Genomic DNA, 19019 nt, shown 5'->3' on the forward strand with positions numbered 1-19019 from the left:
GAATTTCTTCTCATTAATGTCTCGATTTCTCGAGACGCTTCAATCACTCGTTGTTCAGTTTTCAAAGGACAATCTCGGCTTGTCAGCCTCGTTGTCGGCACCGTGTTTCAGCGGCGACTTAAATAAGATACCACGGCATAAATACGAAGTCAACAATTTTCAAACATACAATTTTAACCAGGTGAAATATATACGCCGGCAATTTACACAAGCACGACTTTGAGAGCGGTCAAAAGCATCAATCCGGGTACTCCTAGCACGGACACGGTTCCTACTGTGTAGATGTTAATCGGCAGTTCGAACCGCGTATATCCGCTTAACAGCTGTACACCATAAAGCAGGAATGCGGCTATTACAACATGGACCCCGATGCTTGAGAAAATCTTGCGGGCACCCGGCTGGCGAACCAACAAAAACAACAGGGCTCCGGCCGACAAAGCAAGCATTCCCCACACGGCCGGTTTCATCCCTTCACCTCCGCAGTAATATGATAAGCGGAAGTCACGTTCAGCTTTTTAGCTTGCCTGAGCAGCATCTCGTAGCGCTTTTCCGCCGCTTCTACCGCATAGATGGAATAATCAATCTCGTCTTTTTCCAAGGCATGTTCGAAATGGTGCTGCGCCGTTTTCCATTGCGAATGAGCCAATCTGATCTCGGCCAATAGCTCCTGCTTGTCCTGCTCGGCTGTTTTTCGGGTCCCCCGCTGAAACAAGAATGCACTCTTCCTCGGTTCATTCATGCCTTTTCCCCCTGTACTCATAATCGCCATGAGCCTGTCACCTTTAATATCTATGGAGAAAAGGGACCGGTTTAGAACCTGTCCGAAAACAAAAAAACCGCCTTCAAAAAAAAGGGCGGTTAGCTTTTATCTTCACCAAATTAAGAATGCAGTGTAGGCAGGCGAGATAACGTTTCTAGATCTCCCTGCGTCCTTCAAGCGCCTTGGTGAGCGTTACCTCGTCCGCATACTCTAAATCTCCCCCGACAGGAAGACCATGCGCGATACGGGTTACCTTAAGTCCGAAGCCTTTAACCAGCCTGGAAAGATACATGGCCGTAGCTTCTCCTTCAATGTTGGGGTTGGTTGCCAGAATCATCTCTTTGACCTGCTCGTCTCCGAGCCGTTTCAACAGTTCGGCAATGTGGATCTGATCCGGTCCAATGCCCTCCATGGGAGAGATGGCGCCGTGCAGAACATGATAGTAGCCGTCGAATTCTCTCGTCCGCTCCATCGCAACCAGATCCTTCGGCTCCTGAACCACGCAGATAACGGACCCATCGCGGCTCTTGTCCTGACAAATACGGCACGGATCGATATCCGTAATATTGCAGCAGACGGAGCAGTAATGCAGATTGCGCTTGACGTTCACGAGCGCCTTGGCAAAATCAAGCACATCTTCTTCCTTCATGCGGAGAACGTGAAAAGCCAGACGTCCGGCGGTTTTGGGGCCGACACCGGGCAAGCGTGTAAATGCGTCGATTAGTTTGGAAATCGGTTCTGGATAATGCAACGCCAGGTTTCTCCTTTTTGTAAATAAAGATGGAAAAAAGGCTTCTCACGAAGCCCTTTAGCTTAAAACAGACCCGGAATATTCATTCCGCCCGTAAATTTACCCATATCTTTACCAGCCACTTCTTCCGCTTTGTTAAGCGCATCGTTCACGGCTGTCAGAATAAGGTCCTGCAGCATTTCGACATCGTCCGGATCGACCGCTTCCGGCTTAATCGAGATTGCCGTCACTTTCTTATGCCCGTTTGCAGTGACCGTGACCACTCCGCCACCGGCCGTTCCTTCGACAGTTTTGCTGCCGAGCTCCTCTTGGACTTTCAGCATCTGCTCCTGCATTTTCTTCACTTGTTTCATCATTTGGTTCATGTTATTCATATTCCCAACTCCTTCGTCTTAATGGGGCCGATCCTTATTCATCCTTAATGCTCACCAGATCTTCGCCGAACAGCTTGATCGCTTCGTCAACCCACGGTTCCTTGTCCGGTTCCGTGTCTTCGGCTTGAAGCGTCAGTTCTTCTCTGGCAGGCTCGGAGGCACCTTCGCGGGCTTCCTTCCATTCTTTCTGCATGACGGTCGCCAGCTTAAGCGTTTCTCCGAGCGCTTCGGAAATCACTTGCTCGATCAACTGCTTGTTGGCCGGCTTCTCCGTCGTGTCACGGTGCATGGCGCTTTTGAAAGCTACAAGCACCGTGTCTCCGTGAACGGCGACGGGCTCCCCGTCCACCAGCCAGGCATGAACGGTGATCTTCCGTTCCTTGACCATGGCCAGAATTTGCGTCCACTTGCCAAGCGCGGCACGGGTATGGTGGCTGTCGGCTGCGGCCGTGAAATCGCCCAGCCGGACCGAAGCCTTGCGCACCGCGGCATTAGACGAGCGCGGCGCAACCGGAGACCGGGCTGCCGGCTGAGTCCCGGCGGCGGGCACTCCCCCTTGCATCAGTTTGGCAAGCTGTTCTTCCAGCTGCTGGATTCTGCGAGTAAGCTGGGAAAGGGCCTCCGGTTCCGGTTCAGCCGCCGAGCGGGAAACCGGCGGGACTTCAGCCGGACGGCCCCCGCCTCCCGAAGCGATGGCTCCGCACGCTTTCATAACCGCGACTTCCAGGATCGTCTGCGGCTGCACGGAATATTTCATTTCACTTTGGTACTGATTCAGCACTTCGATGATCGCGATAAGCTGTTCGGACCCGAAACGGGACGCAACCTGCTCCAGCCTGGCGACATCGAAAACGCGTTCCGTCAGCACGGACGAATCCGGAACGAGACGGATCATCAGAAGATCGCGGAAATAATGGATCAGATTCTCCATGCATTTATCCGCGCTCTTGCCTTCCTGCATAAACTGATCAATCAGCTCAAGTGCGGCACCAATGTCCTGTTCTTTCATGCTTCCGACCAGTTTCTCAAACTGATCCGATGCCAGGCCGCCCGTCATAGCGACCACATCGCTTGTCGTAATGGTTCCGACGGCAAAAGAAGATGCCTGGTCCAGCAGGCTTAAGGCATCCCGCATCCCGCCTTCCGACAGGCGCGCAATATAGTGAAGAGCCTCTTCATCGATAGATATGTTCTCTTCACGGCACACGTAGGCAAGCCGCCCGACCTGTTCTTCCATCGACACGCGGCGGAAATCAAACCGCTGGCAGCGAGAGATGATAGTAGCGGGAAGCTTGTGAGGTTCCGTCGTAGCCAAAATAAAGATAACGTGAGCCGGCGGCTCTTCCAACGTCTTGAGAAGCGCGTTGAAAGCTTCCGTGGTCAGCATATGGACTTCATCGATGATATATACTTTGTACCGAACTTCCGTCGGTGCATATTTCACTTTGTCCCGGATGTCGCGAATCTCTTCTACACCGCGATTTGACGCGGCGTCGATTTCGACGACGTCCATGACCGAACCCTCGGAAATCCGAATGCAGGCTTCACATTCATTGCACGGTTCTTCGGCAGGCCCGTGCACACAGTTAACGGCTTTGGCCAAAATCTTGGCCGCGCTCGTCTTCCCTGTACCGCGGGGACCGCTGAATAAATAAGCATGGGTAAATCGTTGTTCACGCAGAGAATTCTGCAGCGTCTGTACGATCGGCTTCTGGCCGACTAACTCCCGGAAAGCTTGGGATCGCCAAGTCCGGTATAAAGCGATATGTGTCATATGTTTACTCTCCAATAATTCGTTCTGAATTATTGAACCCATTATACTATAACCCGGGCGGGAATAAAACTCGGAAAGCGCGTGGGATCAGATACAGGGGATGCTGACAGTGAAGGTCGTTCCATAGCCTTTGGACGATACGCGTATATGACCGCCCATATCGTGGATAATCCGCTGGCAGACCGATAGACCGAGTCCCGTTCCTTCCTCTTTGGTCGTAAAGAACGGATCGAATATTTTATCGATGACATAAACCGGGATTCCGGGGCCTGTATCGTGCACTTCGATATTGACGAATCTGCCGTCGGGATCTAATTTCTCCACGATGGTCAGGGTGCCCCCATCCGTCAGCGCCTCGATGCCGTTTTTGCATATATTCAGAAAAACCTGCTTTAAAAGCTCCTGGTCGGCGATAACGGGCGGCAGTCCGCTGGATTCTTCGTAGTTCATGTGCACTTTATGCAGGATCGCTTCATTGTTGATGATCGGCAGTATTCCTTTGATTACCGTGGAAACGTCGATTTTCTGCAGCAGAACGTTTTTGGGCTTGCCGAGGAGCAGGAATTCGTTAACCAGTTCGTTTACCCGATTGATCTCATCCAGCATAACATCGATATAACCCTGTTCTTTGGCCATATCCTTGGATTCGAACGTCTTCTTAAGCACCTGCAAAAATCCCTTAATCGACGTTAACGGATTTCTTATTTCGTGTGCCGTACCCGCGGCAATCTGTCCGATCATGGCCAGGCGGTCGCTGCGCTGAACCTGGGCTTCGAGAGACCTAAGGTTGGTCACATCTTTAAAAATAATGTAAGCGCCAACGATTTGATCTTCATTATCCCTCAGCAAGTTGGAATCCAGCAGCAGTTCGTACCGTTCTTGATTGTTCATCCACGAAACCGCATGATTCCTTACGATTCTCCCGTCCAGAAGAGTTCTTTCAACCAGCCGGTGTTCCGGCGGGACCGAAGCGAAGATATCTTCTATTCTTTTGAACAGGATGGATTCTTTATGAAAGCCCAGCACCCGGCAGGCCATATCGCTGATATCCACGAGCCGGAATTCGGTATCTATGAGCAGAACGCCCAGATTGACATCTCTTAAAAAGGTACCCGAGAAACGCTGGAGCAAATTTTGTTCCGCTATTTCCTCTAGGTCGTCGAGCAGAAAGAGATAATGAGGTTCGCTGTTTACTTCCGCAAACAACATGCTGCATTTCTGCATCTGGATAAATCCCTGGCTGTCTTTTACGATCGCGATGGGATCCGTCTTGTCGCTGCCTGTATCGAAATGCCGGTTATAAAAACGGTCAACCGGTTCAGGAAGTTGGATGACCTCCGAAAAAGGCGCCATTTTCATGTCCTCCGCGGTATATCCGGTTCGAGTCAAAAATGGTTGGTTTACGTACACCATCTCATTGTGAGCATTAGCTACAATCAAACAGCCCTTAAACATTTCTTCCAATCTTACTCCCAGCTCAGCTGCGGAAATGAACACCCCTATATGATGAAGGCTGGCATCCAACATTTGTCCTTCCCCCTCTTTATAACAGCTTTAAGCCGAAAGACTGCGAATGTTTACCTATTCTCTCATTATTAGCATTTTCCTTCTATTGGAAAACAAAAATCGACGAACTGTCATTTTTATGTAGAAAAAGAGGACGCAAAAAAAGCCCTCCGCTACCGGAAGGCTCGTTTTTTGTAATCTTATATAAGGCCGTGCACCTGTTATTGATAAAGCGATACGAACGTACCTTTATCGTTAGCTCAAGTTAGGCAACCCCTCGGCACATGGGCGGTCCTGCTTACGGCTGCTTCCTTCCGGACCTGACCGGGTTCACTGGTGCTCATTGCGAAGGACCCGACTCTCAACACCACGTGTAAAGGCCGAACCTCACATCGACAGTACCTCTAACAGGGATTCAACCCCGCTACAGCGGATTGCGGGCAACAGGGCACCGCTACCTCCCCGTCTAGCACGGCAAAAATAAGTATAGCCCATTGTGAAGCAAAGTGCAACTCCGGGGAGAAACTTACCAAAGGACAGCGACAAAATTCTGGAATAAAGGCGTTATTCTACCGTTTAACGGTAACGATAAACCGGTATCTCGGCAATTGCGTGTGCAGATCCTGCTCGGCTTGTGCCCGGATCGCGGCCGCTTTCTCCGGCGGTGTACCCGGCGGGACGGACAGCTTCACGTAACCGATCGGACCGTTAAACTGAAGATGAGTGTCCACGACGCCTTTCAGCCGTCCCAGCACCGACAGCGCGATGTCAGAGTCGGCCTGGTAAGTGTGGTAGCCCGGGTTTAACGCCAGATTCGGATTTGCGCTTGTCGTGCCCAAATATCCGTCACTGGAGTAATTGTACGCTCTCGGACCGGCCGGCTGACCCGGACTGCATCCGGTTATGGCTGCGGCCATCGCAAGACCGGCCAATAAGCCTCCTGCAAACCGCTTGACAATAACGTTTCCCAAAGCAAAAACCCCCCTTGGTATCCTGCTTCGTGCAAGGCACGCTATTAGGATGACCCAGGAGGGTTGTGTTATGCAATCCGAATTGAGGAAAAACCTCGAATTAGATACCGTATTTCTTCTTGAACTTGTCCACACGACCGCCGGCATCGATAAACTTCTGTTTGCCGGTGAAGAACGGATGGCAGTTGGAGCAAATCTCAACGCGGAGGTTCTCTCTAACAGAGCCGCTCTCGAAAGTGTTGCCGCATGCGCAAGTTACCGTTGTTTCGTGATAGTTGGGATGGATCCCTTGTTTCATTCCCATTCACCTCTTTCCGCCCTGGATCTATTCGTCGAACCAGAGTTATGATGACACATAAACTCATTATAGCATGAGTGTATCTTTTATTGCAATGGGGTTGTTCAAGCCCGCTGTGCACGGTCGAAGAAAGCCGGGATATGCGTGTACGAACCGATTACCACATCGGGCAGTTCCTCACGGTAAATGTCCAGCATCTGCTTCATGCCCAGAATGTCCCCTTGGGCTTTCGGAATCAGATTCAGATAGCTCTCCGGATCGATGTTGAGATTCCTCATCTGGATCAGACGCAGTCCGGTCCGGCGCACAAATTCGATCATCGCTTCCACTTCTTCTTCCCGGTCGGTTACACCCGGAAAAATCAAATAGTTGATCGACGTGATGACGCCTTTGCTTGAAGCATATTTCAGCGATTTCTCGACGTTGGCGAGCGTGTATCCCCGCGGCTTGTAGTACGCGTTATAGTGATCGTCGAGAGCCGAAATGGTGCTTACCCGCATGAGATTAAGCCCCGCGTCTACAATTCCGCGGATATGGTCGCTTAAGCCCGCGTTGGTATTGATATTGATATAGCCCATATCGGTCCGGCTTCGCACTTCGCGCATCGCCTCGATAATGAGTTTGGCCTGTGTGGACGGCTCGCCTTCGCAGCCTTGACCGAAGGAAATAATGCTGTCCGGCGTCTTGAGATGCTCCAGCATAACCTCGGCGAGTTCTTTAGCCTGCGGTTTGAAGTTCATCCGTGTCTGCGGGGCGGGAAATCCGCTGTCGTCGGGTTGTTCGGAGATGCAGCCGAAGCAGCCTGCGTTGCAGGAGAAAGAAACCGGCACCGCGCCTTCCCAGCGGTTCAGGAAGGTATTCGACGCGGTCAGGCATTCGTATTCCAGCGCGCATTTGGACAGATGCTCGTACAGGCGGTTCTCCGGATACCGGGCGCGCAGCTTTTCAACGCTGACCTCCAGCTCGTCCGGATCGCAGTTGCGCGGGTTCCACGGTTCCGGATCGTCGCACTGCTCCGCGGCTACGTAGAAGGCCCCGTCTTTCCACACGACGGCCGTATAACCGAACAGAGGAAACTTCTCCTCTTTATCGGTTTTCACGTAACCGGGCAGCATAAGTCGTGTAAAACCCTGGGGCAGAAGCGCGCCTACGGCCGCAAAATCCCCGGGCAGCACTTCCATCTCGCCCGTTTCCGTGTTGATCCCAACCGCCCTCGTATGAGGCAGACTTACCAAAGTCGCCCCCTCCGGCAGCGGGATCAGCTCTTCTTCCAGTAGTTCCACAATCTGATCGGCACTCCGTCCGAGCGCTTCGTAATCGGGATGATCGAATACATTGCCGGACGGGTCCGCATAAACCACATTCATTGTCAGGTACTCCTTTGAATGGGTAATTGAAGCGAATTTTTCAGCAACCTACACTCAGGAAGCGGAATTTTTCATTTTCCCTTTACCCAACGTTACGTTCCCGTTGTTGGTTTCCAGGGAATCTAGGAATTCCTGATTCGTCTTCGTCTCACCCAGTTTCTTGATGAAAGCTTCCGTATATTCATAAGTATCGTTCATGCTTTTGCGCAATCCCCATACCTTCTCGAGTTCTTCTTTGGTAAGCAGACTTTCTTCGCGGCGCGTGCCCGAACGGCGGATATCGATGGCCGGGAAGGTCCGGCGTTCCGCAAGTTTACGGTCCAGATGCAGCTCCATGTTCCCCGTGCCTTTAAATTCTTCATAAATGACGTCATCCATACGCGATCCCGTTTCGACAAGCGCGGTGGCCAGAATGGTCAGGCTGCCGCCTTCTTCGATATTCCGGGCGGCACCGAAGAAACGCTTCGGACGATGGAACGCGCCTGGATCGATACCACCGGACAAAGTGCGTCCGGACGGCGGAACAACGAGGTTATAGGCGCGAGCCAAGCGGGTAATGCTGTCCAAAAGAATGACGACATCCTTCTTATGTTCCACAAGACGCTGCGCGCGCTCCAGAACAAGTTCCGCTACCTTGATGTGATTTTCCGGCAGCTCATCGAAAGTGGAAGCGACAACTTCCCCTTTGACGGAACGCTGCATATCCGTCACTTCTTCCGGTCGTTCGTCGATCAGAAGAACGAAAAGCTCGATCTCCGGATAATTGGTGGAAATGCTGTTCGCGATTTCTTTGAGAAGCAGGGTTTTCCCCGCTTTCGGAGGCGCAACGATCAGACCGCGCTGTCCGAGACCGACGGGTGCCATAAGGTCCATGATTCTCGTCGAGAGCTTCTCGGGAGAGGTTTCGAGAACAACTTTTGTCTGCGGATACAGCGGCGTGAGAGCCGGAAAGTGCAGACGTTCGGACGCCGTGTCGGGGCTTTCGCCGTTGACGGCTTCCACTTGCAGAAGTCCGAAATATCGCTCGTTCTCTTTCGGCGGGCGGCATTTACCGGAAACAAGATCTCCTGAGCGGAGGTCGAATTTACGGATCTGGGAGGCAGAAATGTAGATGTCCTCCGTACTCGGAAGGTAGTTAATCGGTCGCAGGAAACCAAAGCCCTCCTGCAGAACCTCCAGAACTCCTTCCATAAACATGAGGCCGCTTTCCGCTGCCTGGGCCCGCAGAATGGAAAAGATGAGCTCTTTTTTCTTAAGCTGCCCATAGTACGGGATCTGATATTTTTTGGCGAGCTTATAAAGCTCCGTAAGCTTGAGTGCCTCCAACTGAGCGAGGTGCATATCCATTCTATTCAACCACCAAACTAGTAAGTTATTAATTTCATAAATCTAGAAAGTTAGTACCCAGTGTTGCCCTAAGGCCGCTTTCTTATTCCGGGCCTATTCTTCGCCGTTCTCGCGCCATACTTCCGCGCCAAGTAGAGTCAGGTTGGCAACAAGATTGTCATAACCGCGGTCGATATATTCCACACCTGTAACCTCCGTAACATCGGACGGCACGGTAAGACCCGCAATAACCAAGGCTGCGCCTGCCCGCAGGTCGCTTGCTTTCACTTTTGCCGCACTTAGCGTGCCGCCCTCGATGATGGCTGTCCGGCCCTCTACTTTGATCTTTGCTCCCATGCGGACCAGTTCAGGCACATGCTTGAACCGGTTGCTGTAGACAAGGTCCGTCAGCATGCTCACACCGCTGGTCTGCGTAAGCAGACTCGTCATCGGGGATTGAAGGTCCGTCGCAAAGCCGGGATAAACCAGCGCTTTTACATCTATACTGTCGTAAAGAGCTCGACCCACCACGCGGATCGACTCATCCATCTCGTGAATTTCAACGCCCATTTCCTGCAGTTTGGCCGTCATCGCTTCCATATGCTTCGGAATAATATTATCTACCGTTACGTCTCCCCTTGTTGCCGCTGCGGCAATCATATAGGTCCCTGCCTGTATACGGTCAGGGATTATGGAGTGACGGCAGCCGTGCATCTCGTCTACCCCTTCGATGCGGATCGTTTCCGTCCCGGCTCCTTTGATTTTCGCTCCCATGGAGTTAAGGAGTGTCGCTACATCTATAATTTCAGGCTCTTTGGCCGCATTTTCAATCAAAGTGAAGCCTTTGGCACGGGAGGCGGCAAGCATGATGTTGATCGTTGCGCCTACACTGACCATATCCAAATAAATTTTGGCTCCGCGGAGCTGTTTGGCCCGAATATGCAGCGAGCCGTTCTCATTGGAAATTTCGGCGCCCAGCGCCTCGAACCCTTTGATATGCAAATCAATCGGACGCGGCTCGAAATTGCAGCCCCCCGGCAAGCCGATTATGGCCTCGCCGAATCTTCCAAGCATGGCTCCCATGAGATAGTAGGAGGCTCTAAGCTTCTTCACGTTGCCGTTGGGCATCGGCTTGCTCTTCATGGCGCTCGGATCGATAATCATCTGCTCGTTGTTCCATTCGATGGAAGCCCCGAGTTCGCTAAGAATTTCTGTATAGATAGCCACATCGCTGAGGTGCGGCAAATTGTCCAAGGTAACCGTCGATTCGGCGAGTATCGCGGCGGGTATTAAAGCAACGGCACTGTTCTTGGCCCCGCTGATTGTTACTGTCCCTTTGAGCGGACGTCCGCCTGCGATCATTAATTTTTCCATAATGCGTTATCTTCCCCCTGCTTCCGGTAGATAGCTTAGCTGCTTAACTACAATTTGTAAAAAAAATCAAAAGTGACCTGCTGCAACAACTAGAAGCAGCTCTTGTTTGGCTGCATACAAAAATAGAAGGCCGCCCGCTAAATCGGGGGCTGGCTCCTGGCTCACACAATAAACGTATCGGATAGAAATCAAGTATACATATCTAAATAAAACGCAGTTTACGTGCGTTGTCAACTTTTAAGGGAGTATGGGGCGTCTGGGATGGATACGGAACCTAAAATAGAAGAGAGAAATGCATCCGTTAAGATGCATTTCCCGTCTCTGTCTCTATCTGAATCGGTATTAAGCTTGGTTCGCGCTGCCGAACAGTTGAATTTTGGATTTCACAACTTCAACCATCGCTTTGCGTGCTGGGGTGAGGTATTTGCGAGGATCGTATACTTTAGCGTCGGCACCGAGAACTTCACGGATAGCGGCTGTAGCGGCCACTTGGTTCTCCGTGTTCACGTTAACTTTGCCTGCGCCTGCTGCGATCGCTTTCTTGATCATTTCGTCCGGTACGCCGGATCCGCCGTGAAGAACGACAGGAATCGGGATGGCCTGCGAAACTTTCTCGATGATGTCAAAGTGAATGTTCGGCTCGCCTGCATACATGCCGTGTGCAGTTCCGACCGCGATTGCCACACAATCGACTCCGGTTTCTTCGTAGTAGCGGATAGCTTCTTCCGGCTTCGCCAGGTTAGCATCGGCTTCGTCTACGGAGATATCATCTTCAACGCCGCCGATCGTTCCAAGCTCGCCTTCAACGGAAACGCCCATTGCATGCGCGGCTTTTACGACTTCTTTGGTCAGGCGTACATTCTCTTCATAAGAGTAGTGGGAACCGTCGAACATAACGGAGCTGAAGCCGGCACGGATACATTTCATCGCCACTTCAAAAGAGCTGCCGTGGTCGAGGTGAAGAGCAATCGGAAGGCCGGACTGCTTGGCAGCCGCTTCCGCGATCGCTACCGTGTATTCGATCCCCATATACTTGAGTGCGCCTTCGCTGACACCGAAAATGAACGGAGAGTTCAGCTCCATAGCCGCTTCCGTGATCGCTTGGGCAAACTCCAGGTTGTTCATGTTGAACTGGCCTACCGCAAACTTGTTTGCTTTAGCCTTAGGTAAAAATTCATTCATTGAAACCAATGGCATGATTTCTTCCTCCTACTGTGTGTGTTGGCTTGATCGTTTTTAAGATGCGCTGCCGCTCTTTTTGTCATACGGTGTTATTATAGCACACTCCCTGACAAAACGTAACCGAGCCTGCCGGGCGACGTGAAAGTTTTCACAAAAAAAGGACCCTTTGCAATCAGGATCCCAGCGGCGTAGTTTCAATCAACTGCGTATGAACAGCCAGTCTTAATTCGTCGATATCGAACGGTTTTGTAAAATGCATGATGGCTCCAAGTTCGGTAGCTTCCTTGATCATATCCAGCTCTCCGTAGGCGGTCATCATAATGACCTTGATGGAGGGATCGATACTTTTGACGTGCTTCAGAATATCTAAACCGTCCATGCCTGGTATTTTCATATCCAGCAGGACCAGATCGGGAGAATGCGTTTTAACAATCTCCAAGGCGGTTTTGCCGTTAGGCGCTTGATAGGTTTCGTAACCCTCGTTGCTGAATACTTCCATAAGAAGCATCCGGATTCCATTCTGATCATCCACGATTAGGATTTTTTTACTCACGGGAAAGCCTCCTTCCACAAGCTTAAGGCTGAGTTCCGAATATGAACTTTGCAGCCGTGCGAACTCGAACTCCCCCCTACTTCGCTATCGACTCGCCGATTTCCTCCCTCCCCTCGGGGAGAATGAACAAATAAGTAAAAAAAAAGAAAAATCCCGGCTATTACGCCCGGGATTCTTGCTTATGATTAAAGGCTGCTTTCACGAACTCACGGAAAAGCGGCTGCGGACGATTCGGACGGGACGTAAATTCCGGATGGAATTGAACGGCCAGGAACCAAGGGTGGTCCGGAAGCTCGACGATTTCGACCAGGCGGCCGTCCGGAGAAGTACCGGAGATGAGCAGCCCTGCGGATTCGATGATTTCACGGTATTCGTTGTTAAACTCGTACCGGTGACGGTGACGTTCGTACACGAGCTCGTCATTGTAGCACTGCATGGCCAGGGAACCTTCCACCAATTTGCAAGGGTAGAGTCCCAGACGCATCGTTCCGCCAAGGTTCTCGATATCCTTCTGCTCAGGCAGCAGGTCGATAACCGGGTAAGGCGTGACCGGGTTGATCTCGGAGCTGTTCGCTCCCTCGAGACTGGCAAGCGCGCGTGCATACTCGATCACCGCAACCTGCATACCCAGGCAGATACCGAAGAAAGGAATCCTCTTCTCGCGCGCATGGCGGATGGCGATAACCTTGCCCTCGATGCCGCGGTCTCCAAACCCACCCGGAACGAGGATGCCGTCCACGCCGCCGAGAAGCTCGTCCACGTTGTGATCGTACACTTCTTCCGCGTTGACCCAACGAATCTTCACTTCGGCTCCGTTGTCGATACCGGCATGGCCGAGCGATTCCACGATGCTGAGGTAGGCGTCATGCAGGGCGACATATTTGCCGACAATGGCGATCTCGGTCGTTTCTTTCAAGCCTTTGACGCGCTGGACGAGCTGTTCCCACTCGGTCATGTCCGGCTGTGCCGCGCCGCCGAGCTTCAAGTGGTTGACGACGATATCGTCAAGCCCCTGCTCTCTGAGCATCATCGGCACTTCGTACAAGGTTTCGGCGTCCAGGCATTCCACGACCGCTTCCGGATCCGTGTCGCAGAATTGGGCGATCTTGCGCTTCATGTCTTCCGTAAGAGCATGCTCCGTACGGCAGACGATCACGTGCGGCTGGATACCGAGGCTGCGCAATTCTTTTACGCTGTGCTGCGTCGGTTTCGTTTTGACTTCGCCCGCGGCTTTGATGTAAGGAATCAGGGTAACGTGAATGTACATCACGTTCTCGCGGCCGATGTCGCTCTTGATCTGCCGGATCGCTTCGAGGAACGGAAGGCTCTCGATATCGCCCACGGTTCCGCCAATTTCGGTAATAACTACATCCGAACCCGCTTCGCGGCCCGCACGGAACACGCGGTCCTTGATTTCATTTGTAATGTGAGGAATAACTTGTACCGTTCCGCCCAGATATTCGCCTCTGCGCTCTTTGGTAATAACGGAAGAATACACTTTACCCGTCGTTACGTTGGAGTTCTTAGAGAGATTGATGTCAATAAACCGTTCATAGTGACCCAGATCGAGGTCAGTCTCGGCGCCGTCGTCCGTTACGAAAACTTCCCCGTGCTGGTAAGGGCTCATCGTCCCCGGATCGATGTTAATGTAGGGATCGAACTTCTGGATGGTCACTTTCAGACCCCGGTTTTTGAGCAAGCGGCCCAGAGAAGCCGCCGTGATGCCTTTACCGAGCGAGGAAACGACACCCCCGGTTACAAAAATATACTTAGTCATCTGAGAACTCCTTTCGAGCATATCTAAAGTCTTGGGTGCATAAAGGTTCGCCGTACAAAAGTGGGGGACCGAACGTCTGATTGCATGCCGCATATGCGGCAGTCCAAGAAAACGGCCGGTCCCTTCTAGGCTTCCACCAAAACCTCCGGGACATCAAATAATGTCCCTGAAAAAACAAAAAAAGTGACACCCGTGGTATACGGGGCACTTTTTATATGGCGTAAATTTGGTCGTTCTTTTTAAAGCCCATGCAATAGTTTACTAAGAACGACATCCTCTGTCAAGAACAGCCACGATGAATTATTTATCCTTCTCGTCGCCCGCCTCGAAATCTTCATCGTCGTCCGAATCTTCGTCGGTTTCCTCATCGACTTCTTCGTCGATTTCGGCACCTTCCAGCTCTTCGTCTATCTCTTCTTCTTCGAAGAATTCGGTCTCTTCCTCTTCCTCTTCTTCCTCTTCTTCTTCTTCTTCGGTGTCTTTGCTGTCAAAGCCGTCCGGAGTGAAGGTATCGTACTCTTCTTCTTTGTATCCTTCTTCCTCGGAGTACGGATCCTCGTCGAGATCGTCGTCTTCGTCGTTGATAATACGCGGACGCTTGGCGTTGCCTACGGCGTCGTCCGATTTCTCGACCGGATACCAGCGCTTCAGGCCCCACAGGTTTGTTCCGACGCAGGCAAAACGGCCATCGATATTAATCTCTGTATATAGTTGGGCAATGACATTCATCGTTTCATTTTCAGCCAAGCCTTTGATTTTCGCGATTTCCTGCATCAGGTCGCGATAATAGAACGGCGTGTTGGCCGCTTTAAGCACCTCAAACGCCAGATCCACCATCGGCATTTCCGCGGCTTTTTCCGGCTTGATTTTCAGTGTGTACGGGCTACTCATTTGTGGCACTTCCCTTCACCGTATTAACAATACTTTAACTACCTTATCCCATTTCATCCTTAAGTAAAACCTATTTTATGTAAAAATGCAACTCCTGCCCGCTTGTCCCCCGATACAAGAGTAAAAGCGAAGGTTTCCCTCCGCTTCCCGACTGTATCCTGCGGTTACGAACGAATCGCCGATCCGCTCATCCCCGCCCCTTGAAACCGAGAGATATTTCACCTCTCCCTTTATGTTATGTAGGCAAGAGCACGTTGACACGGCACTGCACCTAATTATTTGGAAAGGGGCCTTATTCTCAGTCGGGCCCCCCGACCTGTACATATAATAAGCCAGAATTGCACCTTCGGTTTATGGGAGGAATGGGGCTTTGGACTCGAAACGATTGCTCATGATGCTGCATGAAGAAATCCAGGCATCGCAGGGGGAGCGCCGGCACATCATTCTTTTCCAGAGCGATCGGGATTACCGGCAGGTCACCGAGCTTATCCGCCTGCACAAAGATACGCACTCCAGCCTGTCTTCCGTATCTGATCTGAAACTGGTCCGGGGGATCTCGTGCCCTATCCGTAATGTTGCGGAACTGATTAAGCATCCCGCTGTTCTCTCTATTGAAGAGGATGCGGCCATAAATATCCAGCTGCGGCCCAGAAAGACAGTAAAAACATCGGAAATCGTCGAAAAAACGTCCGAAGGCTCTCAGTTTATCCCCTGGGGCGTCCAACAGGTCAAAGCTCCGGACGTATGGAAAAAAGCCAAAGGAAGCCGCGTCACGATCGGCGTTATCGACACCGGCATTGACTACTACCATCCGGACTTGCAGGCCTCGGTCGCGCGGGGCATCAACCTGCTCAATCGCAGCCAGCCCCCCTATGACGACAACGGACACGGGACACATATAGCCGGAACCATCGCCGCTGCGGGACGGATAGGAATCATCGGAGTGGCTCCCAAAGCCGTCATCCACGCGGTTAAAGCATTCGATATGAACGGAAGCGCGTTCGTCTCGGATATTGTGGCGGGGATCGACTGGTGTGTGCGCAACGGCCTGGACATCATCAACATGAGCTTTGGAATGAAAACGTACAGCCGGGCGCTGGAGGAAGCGGTGATCAACGCCTATCAATCCGGCACCATCGTCGTCGCTTCTTCCGGCAATGACGGCAAGGGGGCGGCGATTGACTATCCGGCGCGTTTTCCGAGTGTCTTCTCCGTAGGGGCGACAACCAAGGTCAACAAAGTCGCCCCCTTCAGCAACCGCGGCAAACGCATAGATATTTATGCGCCGGGCGAAAGCATTTATTCCTGCTGGCTGCACGGCAAGTACAACGAGCTCAGCGGCACCTCGATGGCGACCGCGCATGTGAGCGGTGTCATCGCCCTTATGCTATCGGTGAGGCCGTCCCTGCGGCCGCAGCAGATCAAGCAGATTCTCCGGCGCAGCGCAACGCCGCTCACGAAAGCGAAACCGCCGGAGGGTACGGATGCTCCCGGCCTCATCCATGCGAGGCGGGCCGTAACCGCTCTGCTCAAAACAAACACAACCTGACGCCGCTGAAAGCGTCAGGTTGTGTTTGTTTTGGTGCCGTGAAGCGGCAAGGCCGCTGCCGGGGAAGCAAGGCGGGCGCATGCCGGCAGGCACAAAGCGGACGGTCCGGGACGGCTGTCCCATTCAAACGGGAATGGACCGCCGGGTCCCGGGACAGCCGCGTAAAGCCGCCCATGCTCAGCCGCCGCCATGCGGCTCTCCACGACGCGCCGGAAGCTCGCGCGTTGCTTGACGCATAGCGAGAGCCTGTGCCCTGGGGCGGGAAGCGCATGAACGCGGCTGCGCAGTTGTGTACGGCCGCAGCCTACATCCGGTCCGGAGCGGATACGCCTACGACCGCCAGCACATTGGCGATAACGGTGCGCAGCGCGCCCAGCAGTGCCAGGCGGGCCTGCGTCTGCTCCGCATCCTCGGTAATCACGCGCTCCGCTCTGTAGTAGCTGTGGAACAGCCCGGCCAGATCGTACACGTAGCGGATCAGGCGGTGCGGCGCATACAGCTCGGCCGCGATGGCGACTTCCTGCGGAAGCTCGCCGATTTTGCGCAGCAGCTCATATTCGGCTTCCGTCGATAGCCGGGACAAGTCTACCTGCGCCAGACCGCGCAGCTCCACGCCCTGCTCTTCCGCCTGCCGGAAGATGCTGCATATCCGTGCATGTGCATACTGCACGTAGAACACGGGGTTCTCATTGGATTTGGAAATCGCCAAATCCATGTCGAAATCAAGATGCGAGTCCATGCTGCGCATCGTGAAGAAATAACGGATGGCGTCGACGCCGACTTCGTCCATCAGGTCTTCCATCGTAACCGCTTTGCCGGTACGCTTGGACATTTTCACTTTCTCGCCGTTCTGGAACAGGCTCACCATCTGGGCGATAAGCACCGTCAGACGGTTCGCGTCGTAGCCGAGCGCCGTCATGGCCGCTTTCATACGCGGAATATAGCCGTGATGGTCCGCTCCCCATATATTGATCAGTTCGTCGTAGCCGCGCTGGAACTTGTTTCGGTGGTAAGCCACGTCCGGCGTCAAATACGTGAAGGAACCGTCGTTTTTGATCAGGACACGGTCCTTATCGTCGCCAAGCTCTGTCGTACGCAGCCAGGTTGCTCCATCCAGCTCGTACACGTAACCGGATTCACGGAGTTTGCCGAGCACGTCGTCAATCAGGTTATTTTCATAAATGGAGGTTTCAGAGAACCACTCATCAAATTTAACGCCGAACCGTCCGAGGTCGCGCTTGATTTTATCGAGTTCTTTTTTCAGCCCGTACTGGCGGAAATAAGACAAACGCTCGTCCTGTCCGAGCTTGGTCAGACGGTCGCCCTCTTCGGCCGCAAGCTCGCTGGCGAATCCTTTGATATCTTCGCCGTGGTAGCCGTCTTCCGGCATTTCGGCATCCTGGCCGAGAGCCTGCAGATAGCGCGCTTCGATGGATTTGGCCAGGTTGTTCACCTGGTTGCCCGCATCGTTGATGTAGTATTCGCGCGTAACGTTGTAACCGGCAAGAGCCAGCACGTTGCACAGGGCGTCGCCCACCGCCGCGCCGCGTGCGTGTCCGAGGTGCAGGGAACCGGTCGGATTCGCGCTGACGAACTCCATCTGCACCTTGCGTCCTTGTCCCAAGTTTACTGCGCCGTAGGCGTCCGCCTGCTCCGCCACTTGGGCAAGAATCGGATAGAGGTAGCTTTTGTCCATACGGAAATTGATAAAACCGGGACCCGCGATTTGAACATCCGCGATCTGAGCCTTCTCTTTGTCGAGTTTCTGGATCAGCTGTTCCGCAATCACACGCGGATTCTGCTTGGCTATCCGGGAAAGCTGCATGGCCAGGTTGGTCGCAAAATCACCGTGAGCTTTATCTTTCGGGACTTCCAGCACAATCTCGGGAAGCTCCGAAGCCTGTACGAGTCCCGCTGCGACCGCGGCCTCGCCTATGGTTATTTTAAGCGTTTCTTTTACCTGCTCGAGCACATTCATCTTACATCCTCCTGAATCGTTAACGATAATGTATATAAACCGGCATGTTCTTCACCTACATACAGGTCGTAGCTCCAATCAATGACACCGATGCCGTCACGGAGATTCCGGACGTACGTCCGCGTACGCGTTTCGATGGGGAGCGAGCCTTCCGGCATCCGGTACCAGCCTGTCCGGGAATGACCCGCTACAAACGCCTGCTCGGATCCGACTTGCCCTTTTCTCGTGATCTTGAGCTCCTCGGGACCCGCCTTTACCATAGTCGAGGTGCTGCCCATTTCCTCCGATGTCTCCTGGTAGAGGACATATACTTTCCCTTCCCGGATGTACAGCTCTCCGCGGGCTTCCTGTATGATCGATTCCTGTCCGGAAACGCTTGTTATGCGGATGCGGACGTTTTTCTTGTTGGACATGATCCGAACGCTCCGTTCTTTCTTGACTGCGCCTGCCGCTTCGGGGAATTTCCCGGCTAAAATCGCCTTCTCGCCCGTGCGGTCCGGCAAAAAACAAAGTTAGCTTTAAGTGTATAGTATCATACGGGTATTTTCAATGGATCATTGCATCCGCAGCCAAAAGCCTTTATCCGCC

18 protein-coding genes and 1 other RNA gene are annotated in these 19019 nt (G+C 52.7%); 1 reads left to right on the forward strand and 18 read right to left on the reverse strand.

The genetic code is table 11. The features are described 5' to 3' along the window. Window positions 1–203: 203 nt before the first annotated feature. The 16 genes from AC58P5_RS27325 to rpoE form a co-directional block, all read right to left on the reverse strand. Window positions 204–467, reverse strand: a complete 264-nt coding sequence (locus AC58P5_RS27325) for a pro-sigmaK processing inhibitor BofA family protein (protein WP_497392169.1) — start codon at window positions 465–467, stop codon at window positions 204–206. After that, the gene (locus AC58P5_RS27330) at window positions 464–739 is read right to left on the reverse strand and encodes a DUF2508 family protein (RefSeq protein WP_497392171.1); all 276 of its coding nucleotides are present in this window, start codon (window positions 737–739) and stop codon (window positions 464–466) included. Before AC58P5_RS27330 ends, AC58P5_RS27325 begins: the two co-directional genes overlap by 4 nt. Window positions 740–914: 175 nt before the next feature. Continuing rightward, the gene (gene recR / locus AC58P5_RS27335) at window positions 915–1511 is read right to left on the reverse strand and encodes a recombination mediator RecR (RefSeq protein ID WP_009671618.1); all 597 of its coding nucleotides are present in this window, start codon (window positions 1509–1511) and stop codon (window positions 915–917) included. A 62-nt stretch (window positions 1512–1573) separates the two neighbouring features. After that, complete coding sequence (locus AC58P5_RS27340; RefSeq protein ID WP_497392173.1) at window positions 1574–1885, reverse strand: YbaB/EbfC family nucleoid-associated protein; 312 nt, start codon at window positions 1883–1885, stop codon at window positions 1574–1576. Between the two features lie 34 nt (window positions 1886–1919). Further along, window positions 1920–3659: a DNA polymerase III subunit gamma/tau gene (gene dnaX, locus AC58P5_RS27345; RefSeq protein ID WP_497392175.1), complete on the reverse strand. Its 1740-nt coding sequence runs from the start codon at window positions 3657–3659 to the stop codon at window positions 1920–1922. An 87-nt stretch (window positions 3660–3746) separates the two neighbouring features. Then, complete coding sequence (locus tag AC58P5_RS27350) at window positions 3747–5186, reverse strand: ATP-binding protein (protein ID WP_497392177.1); 1440 nt, start codon at window positions 5184–5186, stop codon at window positions 3747–3749. A 189-nt stretch (window positions 5187–5375) separates the two neighbouring features. Beyond that, an RNA gene (gene ffs / locus AC58P5_RS27355) (signal recognition particle sRNA large type) lies at window positions 5376–5640 on the reverse strand. Window positions 5641–5734: 94 nt separating this feature from the next. Further along, window positions 5735–6136 carry a hypothetical protein gene (locus tag AC58P5_RS27360; protein WP_497392179.1) on the reverse strand — a complete coding sequence of 134 codons (402 nt, stop codon included), beginning with the start codon at window positions 6134–6136 and terminating at the stop codon, window positions 5735–5737. 100 nt (window positions 6137–6236) lie between these two features. Further along, window positions 6237–6434, reverse strand: a complete 198-nt coding sequence (gene rpmE, locus AC58P5_RS27365) for a 50S ribosomal protein L31 (RefSeq protein WP_016423669.1) — start codon at window positions 6432–6434, stop codon at window positions 6237–6239. A 104-nt stretch (window positions 6435–6538) separates the two neighbouring features. Next, window positions 6539–7801, reverse strand: coding sequence for a radical SAM family protein (locus AC58P5_RS27370; protein ID WP_497392181.1), 1263 nt, complete (start codon window positions 7799–7801; stop codon window positions 6539–6541). Between the two features lie 54 nt (window positions 7802–7855). Beyond that, complete coding sequence (rho, locus tag AC58P5_RS27375; protein ID WP_497392183.1) at window positions 7856–9148, reverse strand: transcription termination factor Rho; 1293 nt, start codon at window positions 9146–9148, stop codon at window positions 7856–7858. Between the two features lie 93 nt (window positions 9149–9241). Continuing rightward, entirely contained in the window at window positions 9242–10501 is a 1260-nt protein-coding gene (gene murA / locus AC58P5_RS27380) for a UDP-N-acetylglucosamine 1-carboxyvinyltransferase (protein ID WP_497392185.1), read from the reverse strand. A gap of 342 nt (window positions 10502–10843) precedes the next feature. Beyond that, window positions 10844–11698, reverse strand: coding sequence for a class II fructose-1,6-bisphosphate aldolase (fba, locus tag AC58P5_RS27385; protein WP_009671622.1), 855 nt, complete (start codon window positions 11696–11698; stop codon window positions 10844–10846). A 157-nt stretch (window positions 11699–11855) separates the two neighbouring features. Continuing rightward, a complete protein-coding gene (locus AC58P5_RS27390) occupies window positions 11856–12236 on the reverse strand; it encodes a response regulator (protein ID WP_009671611.1) in 381 nt (126 codons plus the stop codon). A 160-nt stretch (window positions 12237–12396) separates the two neighbouring features. Next, window positions 12397–14013: a CTP synthase gene (gene pyrG, locus AC58P5_RS27395; RefSeq protein ID WP_497392188.1), complete on the reverse strand. Its 1617-nt coding sequence runs from the start codon at window positions 14011–14013 to the stop codon at window positions 12397–12399. Between the two features lie 300 nt (window positions 14014–14313). Further along, complete coding sequence (rpoE, locus tag AC58P5_RS27400; RefSeq protein ID WP_497392190.1) at window positions 14314–14904, reverse strand: DNA-directed RNA polymerase subunit delta; 591 nt, start codon at window positions 14902–14904, stop codon at window positions 14314–14316. Between the two features lie 370 nt (window positions 14905–15274). Here rpoE and AC58P5_RS27405 point away from each other — a divergent pair, with 370 nt between their 5' ends. After that, entirely contained in the window at window positions 15275–16453 is a 1179-nt protein-coding gene (locus AC58P5_RS27405) for a S8 family peptidase (protein WP_497392192.1), read from the forward strand. A gap of 304 nt (window positions 16454–16757) precedes the next feature. On the opposite strand, the gene argS is transcribed toward AC58P5_RS27405, so the two are convergent. Further along, the gene (gene argS / locus AC58P5_RS27410) at window positions 16758–18431 is read right to left on the reverse strand and encodes an arginine--tRNA ligase (RefSeq protein WP_497392194.1); all 1674 of its coding nucleotides are present in this window, start codon (window positions 18429–18431) and stop codon (window positions 16758–16760) included. After that, window positions 18428–18844, reverse strand: coding sequence for a YwiB family protein (locus AC58P5_RS27415; RefSeq protein ID WP_497392196.1), 417 nt, complete (start codon window positions 18842–18844; stop codon window positions 18428–18430). The genes argS and AC58P5_RS27415 overlap by 4 nt, the downstream gene beginning before the upstream one ends. Window positions 18845–19019: the final 175 nt, after the last annotated feature.

The organism is Paenibacillus sp. JT31N7, assembly GCF_059692095.1.